This window comes from Myxococcus xanthus, assembly GCF_006402735.1.
Classification (GTDB): domain Bacteria; phylum Myxococcota; class Myxococcia; order Myxococcales; family Myxococcaceae; genus Myxococcus; species Myxococcus xanthus_A.
The window spans coordinates 6,352,438-6,370,090 of the sequence record NZ_CP017174.1 but is presented as its reverse complement, the minus strand read 5'-3'; the positions used below and the strand labels follow the sequence as shown (position 1 = coordinate 6,370,090).

Sequence of the window (17,653 nt, the reverse complement as noted above, 5' to 3'; positions counted from 1 at the left end):
GAAAAGCGCACGTGGGCGTCCGCCATACTTGAGACGCGGAGTGTTTTGCACGCAACGCGCCACGTTTGTCGCGGGGGGGACCTCAGAGGTGTGTGAGAGGGACCTGTGAAGTGGGTTGGGTCCGGACGCGGGCCGTTGACGTGTCAGCGCCGTGTCGCGCCGCCGGCTGACGCGTCAATGACGTGTCAGGCGAGGTCCCAACCCTGGACTTCGAAGGTGGGGTGGGGGCGACCCGAGTCCCATGGTGCGCTGCGTCAGGTTGGGACAGAAACATTGCGGCGTTCCCAGGTTGTTGTCCCCATCGGGATTCAACCAAGATTCAAATTCCTTGGGGACGCTGACGCTCAGCGCATCACCGCTCCTGTGGGAGCAGTTCCTCGTGGGTGCGCTCGACGGGGAGGCGGGGTTGCGCCCGGAGTTGCGCTCCATCCTCCCCCGGTGGCAGCGCTCACGGTCGCTGGGCGCCCCGAGCACCGGGCAGCCGGACGAAGGTCCCAGCGTGGGCAGCCTGGCGCTCGTCGAGCGCCGCGCCCGGCTGGAGCCGGTGTGGCAGGAGTTGGGCGGCATGCTGGAGATGTTGTCGGCGGCGCCCCTTCCTTCGGGTCGGGTGGCGCTGCTCGCGGACCGTGAGGGCGTCATCCTGGCGACGCGCAGCTCGGGCGGGGACTTCACCAACCACGCGGACTATGTGCGCCTGGTGGAGGGGGCCTGCTGGGATGAGACGTCTCGCGGGACGAATGCCATTGGCACTGCCCTGGCGGAATCCTCCGCCGTCGCGGTGGTGGGGCCGGCGCACTACGCGCAGCGGCACCATGGGTTGGTCTGCTACGCGGCGCCGGTCCATGACCCCTTTGGGGAGCTGGTGGCCGTGCTGGACGTCACGGGGCCGGCTGGCGCGGCGGATCCGCTGGTGCTGGTGGCGGTGGCCAGCGTGGCCCACGCCGCCGAGGCGCGGCTGCGCGAGGTCGCCTGGGCCCGGGTGGCCGCGGCTGCGCGGGGTGGGTTGGAGTCGCGCCTGTCGCGTGAGGATGGTCCGGTGCTCGTCGTCGAGCCGATGGGGCGGGTGAGCCGCTGCAATGCGGCCGCGCGCGCGTTGCTCGGTGGGCAGGGGCCGATGGCGGTGGAGGCAGCGCTCGGAGTCTCGTGGCGGGTGCTGACGGACGCCGCGTTGCGAGGCGTGGCGCTGGAGACGCGTCTTTCTTTACAGGGGCCGGCCTGGCGCATCCATGCGGAGGCGGTGGGGACGGGGGATGGGAGCTCGGCGCTCGCAGTGCTGGTGCGGCTGGAGTCTTCTGGTGTCCGGTCTCTGCATGCACCGCGAGAGGCGTCGCTGTCCGGTGGTGAGTTCGTGGGCATGACCCCTGGGCGCGCGGATTCGCGCCCGGCTGTGGCGGAGCCTTCCTCCGTGGGCCGTGCGCCGCGAGCGCTGTCTCGGGACCTGTGGCAAGCGGATACGGTAGTGCCACCTGGACCGTGGGAGGCGCTCAAGGGGAACGACCCGCAGCACCGCGCCACGTTGCGAGAAGCGGAGCGGTTCGCGCCCACGAGCTTGCCGGTGCTCCTGCTGTCGGAGACGGGCACGGGCAAGGAGCTCCTCGCGCGCGCACTGCACGCGGCCAGCACGGTCGCCACGGGGCCCTTCGTGGCGGTGAACTGCGGCGCGCTGTCGCCCGCGTTGCTGGAGAGCGAGCTGTTCGGCCACGCGCCCGGCGCCTTCACTGGCGCGCGTGTCGGAGGCGCGGACGGAAAGCTGGCGGCGGCGGACGGCGGGACGCTCTTCCTCGACGAGCTGGCGGAGATGCCGCCCGCGCTCCAGGTATTGCTGCTACGGGTGCTGGAGGACGGTTCCTATTCGCGAGTGGGTGAGCCCCGCGTGCGACGCTCGCGCTTCCGCCTGGTGGGCGCCACCTGCAGGGACCTGGACGAGGCCGTGCGCAACGGCACGTTCCGCTCCGACCTCTATTTCCGCCTCCAGGGCGCGGTGCTGCGGCTGCCACCGCTGCGCGAGCGCACCGACCTGCCGGAACTGGCCCATGCACTCCTCCGGCGGTTGTCGGAAGAAGAGGGCCTGGCCACGCCGAGCATCTCCGCCGCCGCGCTCACCCGGCTCGCAGCCCACCACTGGCCCGGCAACGTGCGCGAGCTGAAGACAGTGCTGCGGTTGGCGCTGGTTCGCGCGGGAGGCGCCCCCGTGTTGGACGTGGCCGCCCTGCCGTCAGGCCTGGGAAGCCCGCCCTCGCCCGGGGCCCAGGTAGAACCACGGCCCGCAGTGCCGCTTGCTTCCAATGCGCCGCGTCAACCGAGCGCGGGTGCCGCCGCCGGCCCGCTGCGCGAGCTGGAGGCCCGCGCCATCCAGGAAGCACTGGCGCTCAGTGGCGGCAACGTGGCGCAGGCCGCCCGGCGTCTGGGCATCGCGCGGAGCACGCTCTACCGGATGGCGGAGCGCTTCGGCATCACGCTGCCCTCGCGCGCCTGAACGTTCACTGGAAGACGGTGTCCATCGCGCGACGCACCTGTCGCGCTCCGCGCCATGCGTGTCCGGACAGGTGTCGCAGAGCGGGACACGACGCGCCGCAACGTCGACGGACGCGGGCCCTGGCACGCGCGCTGCTCTGGGGTGTCCCGTTCACCAAACCACCCAAGGAGAGCGCAGTGATCTACGCCGCCCCCAATCAGCCCGGCTCCAAGGTGCAGTTCAAGCCCCGCTACCAGAACTTCATTGGCGGGCGCTGGGTCGAACCCACGCGTGGTCAGTACTTCGAGAACATCAGCCCCGTGACGGGCAAGCCCTTCTGTGAAGTGGCCCGCTCCACGGCCGAGGACATCGAGAAGGCACTGGATGCGGCCCACGCGGCCCGGCTCTCCTGGGGCCGCACCTCGCCGACCGTCCGAGCGAACATCCTCAACAAGATCGCCGACCGGATGGAGCAGAACCTGGAGATGCTCGCGGTCGCCGAGACGTGGGACAACGGCAAGCCCGTGCGTGAGACGCTGGCCGCGGACATCCCGCTGGCCATCGACCACTTCCGTTATTTCGCCGGGTGTATCCGCGCGCAGGAAGGCGGGGTGAGCGAGCTGGACCACGACACCGTCGCCTACCACTTCCACGAGCCGCTGGGCGTCGTGGGGCAGATCATCCCCTGGAACTTCCCGCTCCTGATGGCGGCCTGGAAGCTGGCCCCGGCGCTGGCGGCGGGCAACTGCGTGGTCCTCAAGCCCGCGGAGCAGACGCCCTCCAGCATCCTTCTGTGGACCGAGCTCATCCAGGACCTGCTGCCCGAAGGTGTGCTCAACGTCGTCAACGGCTTCGGCGTCGAGGCGGGCAAGCCGCTGGCCAGCAGCCCGCGCATCGCGAAGGTGGCCTTCACCGGCGAGACGAGCACGGGCCGGCTCATCATGCAGTACGCCAGTGAGAACCTCATCCCCGTCACGCTGGAGCTGGGCGGCAAGAGCCCCAACATCTTCTTCGAGGATGTGATGGCGCGGGACGACGACTTCTTCGACAAGTCGTTGGAAGGCTTCGCCATGTTCGCGCTCAACCAGGGCGAGGTCTGCACCTGCCCGTCGCGCTCCCTCATCAGCGAGCGCATCTACAGCCAGTTCATGGAGAAGGCGCTCGACCGCGTCCGCAAGGTGAAGCCGGGCAACCCGCTGGACACCGACACCATGGTCGGCGCCCAGGCGTCCAACGACCAGCTGGAGAAGATCCTCAGCTACATCGACATCGGCAAGAAGGAGGGCGCCAAGGTCCTCATCGGCGGCGAGCGCGTGGCGCTGTCCGGCGACCTGAAGGAGGGCTACTACGTGGCGCCCACCGTGTTCCAGGGCCACAACCGCATGCGCGTCTTCCAGGAGGAGATTTTCGGCCCCGTGGTGAGCGTGGCGACCTTCAAGGACTTCGACGACGCCATCCGCCAGGCCAACGACACGCTGTACGGCCTGGGCGCCGGCGTGTGGACGCGTGACGGGAACACCGCCTACCGCGCGGGGCGCGCCATCGAGGCGGGCCGCGTGTGGACCAACTGCTACCACATCTACCCCGCGCACGCGGCGTTCGGCGGCTACAAGCAGTCCGGCATCGGGCGTGAGAATCACCGGAAGATACTGGACCACTACCAGCAGACGAAGAACCTGCTGGTCAGCTACAGCCCCAAGGCCATGGGCTTCTTCTGATGAGTGGCGCCGGTGCCGGCCCTGACACGGGCGGACAGGACGGCGCCACGGCGGTGGCCCGGGTGGACGTGACGCCCGAGGCCGCCGCCGTCATTCGCCAGCTCCGCGCCACGCACGGGCCCTTGATGTTCCATCAGTCGGGCGGCTGCTGCGATGGCAGCGCGCCCATGTGCTACCCCGTGGGGGACTTCCGCGTGGGCCAGCGAGACGTCTTCCTGGGCGAGGTGGAGGGCTGCCCCGTCTACATCGGCGGCGCGCAGTTCGAGTACTGGCAGCACACGCACCTCACCCTGGACGTGGTGAAGGGGCGGGGCGCGGGCTTCAGCCTGGAGTCCCCGCTGGGCGTGCGCTTCCTCACCCGCAGCCGCGTCTTCACGGACGAGGAATACGAACGGATGAAGAACGCGCCGCCGCCCCGGCGTGGACCTCCGGAGTAGCCGTTCCACGGGCCCGGCACGCCGTCACGCGCGCCGGGCCCGCTGTGTTTCACGGGCGGCAGGTGTCTGCCATTGGCGCATTCCGGCACCCTCGGTCGCCTGACGTCGCGATGCGATTCACGTGCGCCCGGTTCCTGACCACCGCCTGTGGCCTCTGTTGCCGCGGCGCGTGTTGTTAGAGGGGTTTCTCCACGCGCTGGTAGCTGGCCACGGTGAAGGACGCGGTGACGGCGTAAGGCTCGGGCAACACGTCCGCGCGCCGCCGCAGCTCCTCCGTGGAAGCATGGAACGCGCTGGGCCCCATGGCCGCGATGTGGAACGCGTCGTCGCGCGTCAGCTGCAATGTCAGCTCCAGCGATTCCCGGACGCCTGGCGCGAACGTGGTCCGCAGCCGTGTGTGGAGCCGCTCCTCCTTTCGCGCGGCGACGCTCAGCAGGCCCATGGGTTGGATGAGCTGCGTCAGGTGCTGGTCTGTGGGTGTCACGATGAGCAGTGCGCCTCGGTGATTCAGGACGCGGTGGAACTCTGGGACGTTGCGAGGAGCGAAGACGCTGAGCGCCAGTGCAACGCTGTGACTTCGGATGGGCAACGTCCGCTCGCCGTCCGCGATGAGGGCACCCGCACGGGCATGGACCCTGGCGGCCCGCCGGGCAGCGAAGCGGGAGATGTCGAAGGCGAGCCCCGTCAGCGCCGGGCACCGGTCGAGTACACGGGCCAGGTAGTGCCCGGCAGCCCGCACGCGCGTGGAAGCCGCACACGCATGACGGAGGTTCGTCACGCACGGGGCGCACGCCAGGCGAGGCCGTGGCTCAGGAACAGGAGCGCGGCACATCGCGCCCGGGCCTTCCGCGACGCGGAAAGCGGGCACGAAGGCAGCAAAGAGACCGGGGAGGCCCTACCAGGGCACACATCGCCTGGAACGGACGCAGAGTGCAGCGGCGTCCGAACAGCGCGGAGCAGTCCGCTTGCTGCCGCGCTCAGCCGCGCAGGGACACGGGGGCCAGGTGCCGACAGGAATCCATGGCGAGGAGCCTATGCCGCTTCGTCGAACACTTCCAGCGCGTCACGCACGCCGGGCAGCGCGGTGAGCAGCTCGAATTCGTCGGACTGGAGCATAGAGACGCGGCGGCCGGAGAGGCGCTCCATGAGGAGCTCGATGCGGTGTTCGCCCTTCCCAGTCGCGTGGCGGAAGATTCGCGCGCGGAACCCCTCCGCGTGGCACGCGAGGATGTCCTTCTGGAGGCTGCGCAGCCGCCGGACCACCTTCAGCGCCGCTCGCCCCTCGGGGGTCTCGAACGTGTGGAAGTGCCGGTTTCGCGACAGCGGCTTGCTGGGGTCATGGAGCCTCTCCACGAGGCGCCGAACGAATGGGTCCATCGACGAAGGAGGATAACATCCGGTACCCTGCGCCTCAGCGATGCACCGTCTTTTTCGAATCAGACCGTGGACCCTGGCGCTCCTTCCGCTGCTTGCTTGCAAAGAGCCGGAAGTTGCCGCCGCGGAGAACCAGGCCAAGCGGGCCCAGGCAGCATTGACTGAAGCCCGCAGCCACCTGTCCAGTGGACAGGCCAACGCCGCGCTTGCCGCACTGAGCAGGGCCGCCACCGCGGCGCCTGACAGTCCGGAGCCGCACCTGCTCATGGCGCAGGCCCACCGCATGGCGGGCAATGAGGGCGCCGCCATCCTGGCCTTGAAGCAGGCCGCCTCCATGTCGCCGGGCTCGGACCCCACCATCCAGCGCCAGCTGGCCGACATCTACCTCCAGCAGGGCCTCACCAAGGACGCGCTCGCGGCGCTCATCTCCATGCGGGATGCGGGCAACCTGCCGGATGCGGACGTGCTGCGGCTGGCCCGGATCCAGGCGCGGGAAGGCATGATTGATGCCGCCTTCAAGACGCTGGAGAACATCCTGCGGGAGAACCCAGACGACGCCGAGGCCAAGTCCGTCGAGGCCGAGGTGCTCTGGCTCAAGGGCGACGAGCTCCTGGCCGCCAACCTCATGGACCGGCTCCTCAACCAGGACCCGGCGCTGGCCTCCGCGCGGCTGCTGCGCGCGCGCTACTTCCTGGTCAGCGGCTTCCCGGACCTGGCCGAGTCCGACCTGAACGCCGTGAAGGGAGCTGACGCGGAGCGGCCGGAGGTGGTGACGCTGCGCGCACGGGTGCTGCTGGCCCTGGGCCGGGCCGCGGACGCGGAGGAGGCCCTGCGCAATCTGGTGGAGGCGCAGCCGCAGAACGCCGACGCGCTGGCGTGGCTGGCGGAGACGGTGCGGGTGCAGGGCCGCCGAGCGGATGCGCAGGCCCTGGTGGACCAGGCGCTCCAGCTCAACCCCCGGCTGGCCCGGGCGCAGTACGTGCGCGGGCGCTCCCTGGAGGAGCAAGGGGACCGGCGCGGCGCGGAGGAGGCCTACCGCTTCGCGCTGTCCGCGGAGCCCCGCTTCGCGCCCGTTCACGCCCGGATGTGGCGCATCCACCTGAATGCGGACCGCATCACGGACGCGGAGTCGTCGCTGGAGCTGCTGCTCAGCATGAGCGAGGCCACCTTCGAGGAGAAGGCCCAACTCGCCGCCCTCTATGCGCGGATGCAGACGAAGGTGACGCAGGGCCTCAAGCTCATCGACGAGGCCCTGAAGCGGGAGCCGGAGAACCCGGACTACCTCCGCACCCAGAAGACGCTGAACGCGCTGCTGCCGAAGCCCAAGAAGAAGTCCTCGGGCCCGGTCATCATCCGCGGCCGCCGCTGACCACCGCCAGCGGCGCGGCCTCCGGCCCGGGAAGGCCGGGGGCGTCCGCCACCACGCGCTCCAGGGCCTTGAGGCCCTTGCGCTGGCCCACCGCCACCACCGTGAGGTTCTCCCGGTTGAAGTAGCGCCGGGCCACCTCGCGCACGCGCGCGGCGGACTGCGAGTCCACCAGGTCGGCGCGGTGGCCAAACGACTCCGGCGTGCGGAACAGCTCCGTGCCGCCGAACCAGCCGGCCAGCTCGCCCGGCGAGTCCTGGGAGAACTCCAGCAGCATGCGGTGCCGGCGCTTGGCGCGCGCCAGCTCCTCTTCGCCCACCTCGTTCTCACAGAGCGTGGACAGCACGCGGAAGGCCTCGGTGATGACCGTCGCGGCCCTCTCTGGAGCGCTGGCGGCCTCAATCTCGAGGAGCCCCGCGTCGTGGTACGCGTCCAGCGACGCGCTCACGGAGTACGCCAGGCCGCGCTTCTCCACGATTTCGTACGGCAGCCGCGAGGACAGGCCGTCATCCAACACGCGGCGGATGATCTGCAGCGCGGGGTAGTCCTCGTGCTGTTCGGGGACGCCGCGGAAGTTGAGGCGGAACTCCGTCTGCGACTCGTCATGGCTGACGAAGTGCAGGCGCGGGCCGGCCGGAGTGAGGGGCGGCGGCGCCTCGACGCTGGACGGGCCGCGCGGGAGGCGGGCGAAGGCTCGCTCGGTCATCTCCAGGACTTCCGAGTGCTTCACCCGGCCGGCGGCGGTGACGACGATGTTCCCCGCGACGTAGTGCTGGGCGAAGTGCTCCAGGATCTGCGGGTGCGTCAGGCTGGTGACGGACTCACGCGTGCCGGCAATCTTCAGGGCCAGCGGGTGACCGGGGAAGAGCAGGTGCTTGGACAGGTTGTCCAGGTCGATGTCCCGGCCCTTCTCGTCCACCTCGTCGAGCATCTCCTCGAGGATGATCTGCCGCTCCACCTCCATGTCGGTGAGGCGGGGGCGGGTGAGCATGTCGCCGATGATGTCCAGGCCCACGCGCAGGTGCGCGGGGTGGATGGGCGTGTAGTAGTACCCGTGGTCCCGGGTGGTGACGCCGTTGAGGTTTCCGCCGACCTCCTCCACGGCCGCGTTCATCTTCACCGTGTCCGGCCAGCCTTCGCTGCCGCGGAAGAAGAGGTGCTCCAGGTAGTGACTGACGCCATTGCTGACGAGCGTCTCGTGACGGCTGCCCGTCCGCACGTAGACGGCGAGCAGGGCGGTGTGGAGGTGGGGCGTCTCGACAGTGACGACGCGCAGCCCCGAGGGCAGCACGTCCCGGTACGTAGTGAAGCTCATGCGCGAGGAAGCCTTAACACGAAGGCCGTCCCCTGGCCGGGAATACTCTGGCAGGAGAGCGAGCCACCGTGCGCCTGGAGGATTTGCTGACTGACGGCCAGTCCCAGGCCGGTGCCCCCCTCCTTGGTGGTGAAGAAGGGCTCGAAGAGGTGCTGTCGGACATCCTCCGTGATGCCTTGTCCGGTATCGCGCACCGTGACCTCCACGGCGTCCTCCGCCGGACGGGTGATGATGGTGAGGCGGCCGCCTGACGGCATGGCCTCGCGGCTGTTGCGCAGCAGGTTGAGGAAGACCTGCCGCAGCTGGCCCTCGTCGGCGAGCACGTGCGGGGTATCCAGGGCGAAGTCGCGCACCACGTCCACGCCGGCGCGCTCCAGCTCCTCGCGGGTGAAGTCGAGCACGGTGTCCAACACCGCGGTGACGTCGCGGGGGTCCAGGTCGGGCCGGGGCGGGCGGGCCATGCGCAGGTACTGCTCGGTGACGTCCGCCAGGCGGTCCACTTCCTGGGTGACGGCGGCGATGAGGTCCTTCACCTCGGCCGCGTCCTCGGGGGTGGCGAAGCGGGCGGTTTCCAAGCCGTCCTGGAGCAACTCCACGTTGAGGCCAATGGAGGACAGGGGGTTGCGCACCTCATGGACGATTTGCGCGGAGATGCGGCCCACGGCGGCCAGTTGCTCCGCGCGCATGAGGGCCTCGGCCTGGGCCTTGAGCTGGGCCTCGCGCGCCTGGAGCGAGCGGGCCATCTGGTCGAACTCCCGGGCCAGGACGGCCACCTCGTCGTCGCCGCGCACGCCGAGCTGGGCGTTGTAGTCACCGCGGCCGATGCGGGACACGCCCCGGATGAGGTTGCGCATGGGGCGCAGCGTGCGGGCGGACCAGGCGGTGGCGCCCACGCCCACGGCGATGGCGGCCACGGAGAAGCCGATGATGAAGAGGCCGGTGGTTCGCTCGCGCTCTTCGGCGCCGTCCACGCGCTCCCGGATGCGGTTGGACAGGGCGGCGCGCAGCACGCGAATCTCGCGGCCGATGGAGTTCTCCTCCTGCCGCAGCGCGGCGGTTGCGACGGCGACCTGTTCCCGGTCCGGATTCTCCGTGGACAGGACGGCGAAGACGGCCTCCGCGGCGCGGCCGTAGTCGCGGTAGCGGGCCTGGAGCTCGCCGAAGCGGTCCTCCAGGCCCCGGATGAAGGGCCCCTCGCTGTCGGGGGCGGAGGCTAGCACCTCATGCGCCTTGGCCTGGGCGGCGGCGAGCCGCTGGGTCATGAGGGGCGAGTTGTAGGTCCGGGCCAGCCGGATGAAGGCGCGGCGGATTTCGACGTTGCCCTCTTGAATCAGGCGCTCGGTGTCCTTCTCCTGGGTGGCGTGGAAGGTCTCCAGCTCCGCGGCGTCCTGGGAGAGCTGGAGGTAGCCCTGGCTCACCAGCCGGATTTCCAGCCGGTTGCGGTGGAGCTCCGTCACGCTGAACAGGGACACCAGCCCGAAGGTGCCGAGCACCACGGCGTAGCCCAGGAAGATGCGTGTCGCGAGGGAGAGCTTCACGGGCATTCCTCGCTACGTGGCGGGCTGTCCAACCGCAAGTCTCGTCTCCAGGGGGCACAGGCGCCTGCTCGGGGGCCGCCGAGGGGGAGGGGCTACCTCCAGTGGGTCTCAGCGTACTCCAGGGGGCGCATCCCGACACGTCTCGACTGCGCTGACTCGGTCTTTCAGGACCCGGAGCTCGGGAAGGTCAAGAGCTTGGTTTGTGCGAGACCTTATCCACCGGGACCTCGGACTGGTTTCTCGGCGCAAACTCAAAACAGATGGCGTGTGGATTTGCATGGGTGATTGCAGAGGTGGTGGAAATTTAATTTTGCATGGGCTCTGTTTGACTTTTGGTGGGTGTCAAGGTGTTTGTGTCTGTCTTTTTTCTGGTTCTTGTTTGGAGGGTAGTTTGAGTTGTTCGATGTGGATGGTGCTATGTCGTGTTTGGGATCTCCGGTTGGAGCAAATTGCCGCATCCCCTGTCACGACAACTATGACCTGGAGGCAGTTGGCGACGGGTCGTCAAACTGGCTTCTGGCGGCGGAAGCTTGATGGTGTTGCATATGACGAAGCTCAGGGGTTTTGTTGGAGCGGCGGTGCTGGTGATGCTGTCCGCGTGTGGTCCTGCGGAAGAGCAGCTTTCTGGCGACGGTGAACTCTCCTCAAGCAGCATTGAGTTGAGCTCCGTCATTCCGGTTCCCGATGCGGAGATGTTGCAGGCGCTAACGAGTTCATGCCAGCCCGCGAGCGAAGGGAACTGCATTGGCGCTGGCTACCTGGCCTGTACTGACTGGTCTGCTCAATACGAGTGCGCACCGAAGACGGCTTGCGACCCGCTGAACCCTATCTGCAAGACGCGCGTCGATGGGCAGTTGGTGACGACTGGTACCGAGTACCAGGATCGCAACAGCTATCGCGTGTGCTCCAACCCGCAGGGCGGAACCTGCACGGAGTACCGGTTTGATCGCGCCAGGACGTGCGGGTGCGGTGGCGGGTATCCCATCTCCGAGACCTGAGACGCGGCTCATCCGCGACGGGGAGGCGCTGGCGCCACTGTTCGCTTGATGTCCAAATAGCATTCGGCCCGGCCCCTCGTGTGAGGAGCCGGGCCGTTTTTCTTCCAGCGCCCGCGGACCTCAGTGGGACGCGGCGGGCGTGGGCACCGCTTCGTCCTCACCGGTGGTCCGCTTCGCGTCGCCGCGGAGCTTCTGCATCATCACGTAGAGCCCGGGGATGAACACGAAGTTCACCACCGTGGACACCAGCATGCCGCCGAACACCGCCGTCCCCAGGGAGTTGCGGGACGCCGCGCCGGCGCCGGAGGCCGTCATCAGTGGCACCACGCCCAGGAGGAAGGCGATGGACGTCATCAGGATGGGGCGCAGGCGGACCTCCGCCGCCTCCACCACCGCGTCGATGGCGCTCTTCCCGCCCTCCCGGAGCTGCTCGGCGAACTCCACGATGAGGATGGCGTTCTTGCTGGCCAGGCCGACCAGCATCACCAGTCCCACCTGGCAGAACACGTCGTTGGCGAACCCGCGCGCCAACTGCAGCCCCAATGCACCCATGATGGCCAGGGGCACGGAGAAGATGATGACCAGCGGCAGGCTGAAGCTCTCGTACTGCGCCGCGAGCACCAGGAAGACGAAGAGCAGACCCAGCGCGAAGATGATGGCCGTCTGACCGCCGCTCTCCTTCTGCTCCAGGCTGATGCCCGTCCACTCCGCGCTCATGCCCTGGGGCAGGTACTGCGCGGCCAGCGCTTCCATGGCCTCCAGCGCCTGGCCGGAGGACACGTCCGGCGCCGGCTGCCCGTTGATCTCCGCCGAGCGGAACAGGTTGTAGTGGCGGATGACCTGGGCGGACACGGTGGGCTCCACCTTCACCAGCGACTCCAGCGGAATCATGTCCCCGGTGTCGCTGCGCACGTAGAAGGCGCCGATGTCCGACGGGCTGTCGCGGAACTGCTGCTCCGCCTGGACGTACACGCGGTAGGTGCGGTTGGCGTAGTTGAAGTCGTTGACGTACTGGCTGCCCATGTAGACCTGCATGGTGCCGAACACCTGCTCAATCGGCACGCCGAGCGCCTTCGCCTTCTGCCGGTCCACCTCCACGTCGAGCAGCGGCGTGTCCGCGTTGAAGGTGCTGAAGGCGCCGCGCAGTTGGCCCTGCTCGTTGGCCTTCGCCACCAGCATTTGCGTGGCCGCGGCCAGGTCATCCAGCGAGCTGGTGCCGTCGACGTCCTCGACGATGTACTGGAAGCCGCCCACGCTGCCGACGCCTCGGATGGCGGGCGGCTGGAAGGGCAGCACGCGCGCGCCGCCGATGCCGCTCAGCGGGCCGCGCAGCCGCTCCACTAGCGCGGCCACCGACTGGCCCTTGCCCTTGCGCTCCTCCCAGGGGCTCAGCGACGAGAAGATGGTGGCCATGTTGGGGCCGCTGCCTTGCATGGAGAAGCCGCCGATGGCGAACATGGCGCGCACCTCGGGCTGCGCCTGCAGAATCGCCTCCGCCTCTGCCAGCACCTTCTCCGTCTGGGCGAGCGACATGCCCTCGGGGCCCTGAATGGAGATGATGAGGTAGCCCTGGTCCTCGTCGGGGATGAAGCCCGTGGGCGCGGCGCGGAACAGCAGCGCCGTGCCGCCGATGCACGCCAGGAAGGCGAGCAGGACCAGGACCGGATACTTCAGCAACTTGCGCAGGCTCCGCCCGTAGACGGCCTTCGTGCCGTCCAGCACCTTATCCACCCAGCGGAAGAAGACCCACTTCGGTCCCTCGTGGTGCCTCAGCATCTTCGCGCTGAGCGCCGGGGTGAGGGTGAGGGCGCAGAAGGTGGACAGCGCCACGGAGGCGGCGATGGTCAGCGCGAACTGCCGGTAGATGGCGCCGGTGGTGCCCGGGAAGAGCGCCACCGGGACGAACACCGCCACCAGCACGATGGAGATGGCGATGACCGCGCCGGTCACCTCCTTCATGCCCTCGCGCGCGGCCTGCACGGGGGACAGGCGCCGCTCCACCATCAACCGCTCGATGTTCTCGATGACGACGATGGCGTCGTCCACCACCAGGCCCGTGGCCAGCGTGAGGCCGAAGAGGGTGAGGGTGTTGATGGAGAAGCCCATCAGGTGGACGAAGGCGAAGGTGCCGATGAGCGAGACGGGGAGGGTGAAGGCGGTGATGAGCACGCTGCGCCAGCCGTGCAGGAACAGGAAGATGACGAGGATGACGAGGACGATGGCTTCCACCAGCGTCTTGATGACCTCGTTGATGGAGGCGCGGACGGCCAGGGTGGTGTCGGTGCCCGTCTGGAACTGCATGCCGGGCGGGAACTGCTTCGACAGCCGCTCGAGCTCCGCGTACACGCCGTCGCGCACGTCCAGCGCGTTGGCGGTGGGCAGCTGGAAGATGCCCAGGCCCACGCCCGTCTTGCCGTTGAAGCGCAGGACGGTGCCGTAGTTCTCCGCGCCCAGCTCCACGCGGCCCACGTCCTTCACCCGGATGCTCGTGCCATCCGTGTTCCGCATCAGGACGATGTCGCCGAACTCCGCCGGCTCCACCAGCCGGCCCCGGGCCCGCACAGCGATCTGGTAGGGCTGGTCATCGGTGGACGGCGGCTGGCCAATCTGACCCGCGGCCACCTGGAGGTTCTGCTCCTGGAGCGCGCGCGTCACGTCCTGGGGCGTGAGCTTGCGGCGCGCCAGTTCCGTGGGGTCCAGCCACAGGCGCATGGAGAACTTGCGCTCGCCGAAGATGCGGACGTCACCCACGCCGGGCACGCGCTTGATGGCGTCCTTCAGGCTCACGTCGGCGTAGTTGCTGAGGAACTTGGCGTCGTAGCGGTTGTCCTCGCTGAACAGGCCCACCGTCAGCAGCATCTGGCTGGAGGCCTTGTTGACGACGATGCCCGTCTGGTTCACCTGCGAGGGCAGGCGCGCCGCGGCGCGGCTGACGCGGTTCTGCACGTCGACGGCGGCCACCTCGATGTCGCGCGTGGCCTCGAAGGTGATGGTGATCTGGCTGGTGCCGTCGTTGCTGCTGGTGGAGGTGATGTAGCGCATGCCCTCCACGCCGTTGAGCTCCTGCTCCAGCGGGATGGTGACGGCGCTCTCCACCACCTCGGCGCTCGCACCCACGTAGGTGCTCGTCACGGTGACTTGTGGCGGCGCCAGGTCCGGGTACTGGGAGATGGGCAGCGTGGGGATGGCTATCAGGCCCACCAGCGTCAGCAGGATGGAGCAGACGATGGCGAAGACGGGCCTACGGATGAAGAAATCGACGAACATGGTGCTTTATCCGGCCCTTCGTTCAGCGGCTCCCGCCGACAGTGCCGCCACCATTGCCAGAGGCCCGGGGCGGGCCGCTGTCAGTGGGGGCGTTGGGGGCGTTGGCCTGCTTGGGTTTCACCGCCATGCCATCCCGCAGCGCTTGCAGCGAGGACACGGCGACCTGGTCGCCCGACTGGAGCCCGCTCTCCACCACGTAGGCCATCTCGCCCAGCGCGCCGAGCGTGATGGGGCGGCGCTCCACCACCGTCTTCCCGTCCTTCGCCAGGACCACCAGCGCGAAGGGCTGACCGCTCTGCCGCACGATGGCGAGCGCGGGAATCTGCAGCGCATCCCGGGCCGAGTACACGAGCCGCGCGCGCACCAGCTCGCTGGGCCGCAGGCCCACGGTGTTGCGGAAGGCGGCCTTCACCTCCACCAACTGGGTACGCGGGTCCGCCTGGGGCGCGATGTAGAAGACGTTGCTGGTGAGCAGCACCTTGCCCGTGCCGTCGAGGATTTCGAGCGCGGTGTCGGGCTTCATCGACCGGGCGCGCGGCGACGGCACCGACACGCTCACCTCGAGCACGTCCGCCTGCGCCACGCTGGTGAGCGGCGTCGTCATGCCCACGTAGTCACCCAGCCGCACCAGCACGTCGCCCATCGTGCCTGCGAAGGGCGCGCGCACCACGTGGTACTGGAGCTGCACCTGGCGCTGCGTCACCTGCGCGGCGGAAGAACGCGCCGCGGCCTGGGCCGCCTCCACCTGCGCGCGGCCCTGCTCCAGCTCCTGCGCGCTCGCGAGCCCTTCCTTGTAGAGCGCCTCGGTGCGCTCCAGCGTGCGGCGCGCCAGCTCCAGGCTCACCTGGGTGGAGCTGAGCTGCGCCTGCGCGCTGTCGAGCGCGGCGGTGCCTTCGCGCGAGTCCACCTCGATGAGCGCCGCGCCGGCCTCCACCTTCTCACCGGGACGCACGTGAATCTTGCGCACGTAGCCCGCGACCTGGGGCAGCACGCTGACGTTCTGCCGCGACATCAGCGAGCCCAGGTACTCCCCCGTTTCGCGCACCTCGCGCGGGGTGAGCGTCACGACTTCCACCTCGCGGGGCGGAGGGGCCGGTGGGGCGGCCTTCTGCCCCGAACAGCCCGCCACCACCGCCAGCAGGGTGGCACCCCACATTGCCTTCATCCGATTCACCAGTCGCACCGCGCCTCCGTCAGGAATGAGTCCAGGCGCGCCTGGACGAGCTCGAATTCACGCAGCACCAGGGTCAGCTCCGCCTGGCGCAGGGCCGCTCCGCTTTGCACCAGCTCGAGGCTGCTGCCGCGGCCCACTTCAAAAGAACGGCGGGTGAGGCGGTCGGTCCGGTCCGCGAGGTCGCGGGACGCCACCGCCGTCGCCACCAGGGCCTCGGCCACCTCCACGGAGCGCCGGGCCTGGGCCACCTGAATCGACACGTCGCGGCGGGTGCTCTCCAGCGTCTCCGCTGCCTGGCGCTCGAGCCCCTCGCGCTCGCGAATCAAGCCGCCGCGCAGGCCGCCTTCCCAGATGGGGACGGAGAGCACCGCGGACACACTCCAGATGGCCACGCGGCCGAAGCCGGGGTCCGTGGTGAGGCCAATGGCGGTGCTCGACAGGCCCAGCGTGGGCAGGTAGCCGGCGGTGGCTTGCTGGCGGCTGTCGCGCGCGGACTCCAGCTGCGCGCGCGAGGCCACGAGGTCCGTCCGCTCGTTCATGTCCTTCAAGGGCGTGCAGGCCCGCTGCGTCTCGTTCACCAGTCCCTGGAGGTTGAAGTCCCGGCTGACGCCAACGGCGTTGCCGAAGCCCACCGCCAGACCCAGGGCCTCACGGCTGCGCCGCAGTTGCTCGTCTCCCGCGACGAGGGCGCCACGGGCCACCGCCACGTCCTGCTCCACGCGCACCACGTCCAACTGGTTGCCCGCGCCCAGTTCATAGGTGCGCTGCGCGAGCGCGAAGCGCTCCAATGCCTGCCGCAGGCCCACGCGGTTGATCTCCGCCGCCCGCTCCGCCGCCACCGTGGACACCAGCACCTGGGCCAGCCCCCGCGTGAGCAGCCGCCGCGTCTCGCCCAGCGTCGCCGCCGCGCCTTTCTCGGCGGCCACGGCCGAGGCGCGCCCGCGCCAGGCGCTGACGTCCACCAGGGATTGCGTCACGTTCGCCGTGGCGGTGATCAGCGGCGTGGAGGGACCGCGGGTGTCGCCGCCACCTATGCCCACCAGTGGTGTACCGCCAGCGCCCACGGGGAGGTCGGGGTTGAGGAGGTCCACACCGACACTGGATGACAGACGCGCATTGGGTAGCAGCGCGGCCAGGGCCTGCCGGGAGCGGCCAGCGGCGCGCTCCACGCCGGCTTCGGCGCTTCGGAGGTCGGTGGAACGTTCCCGGACGAGCGCGAGCGCCTCGTCCCAGGTCGTCACCTGCCGCTGTGCGGGGGCAACGGGGGTGAGCATCGCGTCCTCCACCTTCGGCTGGAAGGGGACGGGCGCAGGAATGGACGGTGACGGCTCGGTCAGCGTCGACGCCGCGAAGAGCGCCAGAAGAATGACGGAAGGGGATGCCATACCAGGAGGAGGAAATGAGGGAACTGCGTGTGGGCTGAAAACTTCCCCCCGTTGTGACCAAACGCGTCGCGTCGATGTAATTGACAATGGTTGTAGTCTGCAACCATCTTTGGGGGGAGATGACTGTCCCGGAGCAAATGGCCTCGCTGCGGCGCGCCATCCGTCGCCTCCTCACCGAGCGACTGGGCGAGCAGACCAGCAGACCCTTCATGCAGTTGTTGGCGCTGAAATCCATCGCTGACGGTGTGCGCAGCCAGGCCGCCATCGCGGAGCGGCTGCTCGTGGACGCACCCGCGGTGAGCCGGCTCGTCGCGCGCCTGGAGGAGGACGGCCTGGTGAAGCGAAGCACCGCGGAAGATCGCCGGTGCGCGCGCCTGGAGCTTTCCCCGGCCGGTCAGACGGAGCTGAACCTGCTGCGCGACGCGCTCCTATGGACGGACGCGGAGCTGCTTCGCTACCTCACGGCGCAGGAGATGGCGGAGTTCAAGCGCCTCACAGTCAAGCTCCTGACGGGCCTTCTCCAGGCCCGGGGGCCGGTGCCGCTGGAAGGCGGCTGCGGCTCGTCCGACTCCTGATGTGGAAATGACGAAGGGCCCGGCCCTGGAGGTCCTCCAGGATGCCGAGCC

13 protein-coding genes are annotated in these 17,653 nt (G+C 69.2%); 6 read left to right on the top strand and 7 right to left on the bottom strand.

Features of this window, described 5'->3' with window-relative positions; translation table 11 throughout:
- Positions 1 to 328: 328 nt before the first annotated feature.
- From BHS09_RS25880 to BHS09_RS25870, 3 genes are all read left to right on the top strand, one after another.
- Positions 329 to 2,476 (top strand): sigma-54-dependent Fis family transcriptional regulator, encoded by a 2,148-nt coding sequence (locus BHS09_RS25880; RefSeq protein ID WP_140799399.1) that lies wholly within the window; start codon positions 329 to 331, stop codon positions 2,474 to 2,476.
- A 176-nt stretch (positions 2,477 to 2,652) separates the two neighbouring features.
- On the top strand, positions 2,653 to 4,173 hold the full coding sequence (gene adh, locus BHS09_RS25875) for an aldehyde dehydrogenase (protein ID WP_140799398.1): 1,521 nt from the start codon (positions 2,653 to 2,655) through the stop codon (positions 4,171 to 4,173).
- The gene (locus tag BHS09_RS25870) at positions 4,173 to 4,610 is read left to right on the top strand and encodes a DUF779 domain-containing protein (RefSeq protein ID WP_140799397.1); all 438 of its coding nucleotides are present in this window, start codon (positions 4,173 to 4,175) and stop codon (positions 4,608 to 4,610) included. The genes adh and BHS09_RS25870 overlap by 1 nt, the downstream gene beginning before the upstream one ends.
- 175 nt (positions 4,611 to 4,785) lie before the next feature.
- On the opposite strand, the gene BHS09_RS25865 is transcribed toward BHS09_RS25870, so the two are convergent.
- Positions 4,786 to 5,388, bottom strand: coding sequence for a class I SAM-dependent methyltransferase (locus BHS09_RS25865; protein ID WP_237079827.1), 603 nt, complete (start codon positions 5,386 to 5,388; stop codon positions 4,786 to 4,788).
- Positions 5,389 to 5,642: 254 nt separating this feature from the next.
- Positions 5,643 to 5,987 (bottom strand): hypothetical protein, encoded by a 345-nt coding sequence (locus BHS09_RS25860; protein ID WP_011555013.1) that lies wholly within the window; start codon positions 5,985 to 5,987, stop codon positions 5,643 to 5,645.
- Between the two features lie 40 nt (positions 5,988 to 6,027).
- Between BHS09_RS25860 and BHS09_RS25855 the strand changes: the two genes are divergently transcribed.
- Entirely contained in the window at positions 6,028 to 7,353 is a 1,326-nt protein-coding gene (locus BHS09_RS25855; protein WP_140794167.1) for a tetratricopeptide repeat protein, read from the top strand.
- Here the strand turns inward: BHS09_RS25855 and BHS09_RS25850 are convergent.
- Together BHS09_RS25850 and BHS09_RS25845 are read right to left on the bottom strand one after the other, a co-directional pair.
- On the bottom strand, positions 7,334 to 8,665 hold the full coding sequence (locus tag BHS09_RS25850) for a M16 family metallopeptidase (protein ID WP_140794165.1): 1,332 nt from the start codon (positions 8,663 to 8,665) through the stop codon (positions 7,334 to 7,336). The two genes, BHS09_RS25855 and BHS09_RS25850, sit on opposite strands and share 20 nt — an antisense overlap.
- The gene (locus BHS09_RS25845) at positions 8,662 to 10,209 is read right to left on the bottom strand and encodes a sensor histidine kinase (protein WP_140794163.1); all 1,548 of its coding nucleotides are present in this window, start codon (positions 10,207 to 10,209) and stop codon (positions 8,662 to 8,664) included. The genes BHS09_RS25850 and BHS09_RS25845 overlap by 4 nt, the downstream gene beginning before the upstream one ends.
- A gap of 539 nt (positions 10,210 to 10,748) precedes the next feature.
- Here BHS09_RS25845 and BHS09_RS25840 point away from each other — a divergent pair.
- Positions 10,749 to 11,201: a hypothetical protein gene (locus BHS09_RS25840; RefSeq protein ID WP_237077427.1), complete on the top strand. Its 453-nt coding sequence runs from the start codon at positions 10,749 to 10,751 to the stop codon at positions 11,199 to 11,201.
- 120 nt (positions 11,202 to 11,321) lie between these two features.
- Here the strand turns inward: BHS09_RS25840 and BHS09_RS25835 are convergent, their stop codons facing one another.
- Genes BHS09_RS25835 through BHS09_RS25825 form a run of 3 tightly spaced genes read right to left on the bottom strand, consistent with a single transcriptional unit; the run spans position 11,322 to position 17,027 of the window.
- Positions 11,322 to 14,468: an efflux RND transporter permease subunit gene (locus BHS09_RS25835; protein ID WP_140794159.1), complete on the bottom strand. Its 3,147-nt coding sequence runs from the start codon at positions 14,466 to 14,468 to the stop codon at positions 11,322 to 11,324.
- 22 nt (positions 14,469 to 14,490) lie between these two features.
- Positions 14,491 to 15,633: an efflux RND transporter periplasmic adaptor subunit gene (locus BHS09_RS25830; RefSeq protein WP_237077426.1), complete on the bottom strand. Its 1,143-nt coding sequence runs from the start codon at positions 15,631 to 15,633 to the stop codon at positions 14,491 to 14,493.
- Positions 15,634 to 15,638: 5 nt separating this feature from the next.
- Positions 15,639 to 17,027, bottom strand: a complete 1,389-nt coding sequence (locus BHS09_RS25825) for a TolC family protein (RefSeq protein WP_140794155.1) — start codon at positions 17,025 to 17,027, stop codon at positions 15,639 to 15,641.
- A 119-nt stretch (positions 17,028 to 17,146) separates the two neighbouring features.
- Between BHS09_RS25825 and BHS09_RS25820 the strand changes: the two genes are divergently transcribed.
- Complete coding sequence (locus tag BHS09_RS25820) at positions 17,147 to 17,602, top strand: MarR family winged helix-turn-helix transcriptional regulator (protein ID WP_140794153.1); 456 nt, start codon at positions 17,147 to 17,149, stop codon at positions 17,600 to 17,602.
- Positions 17,603 to 17,653: the final 51 nt, after the last annotated feature.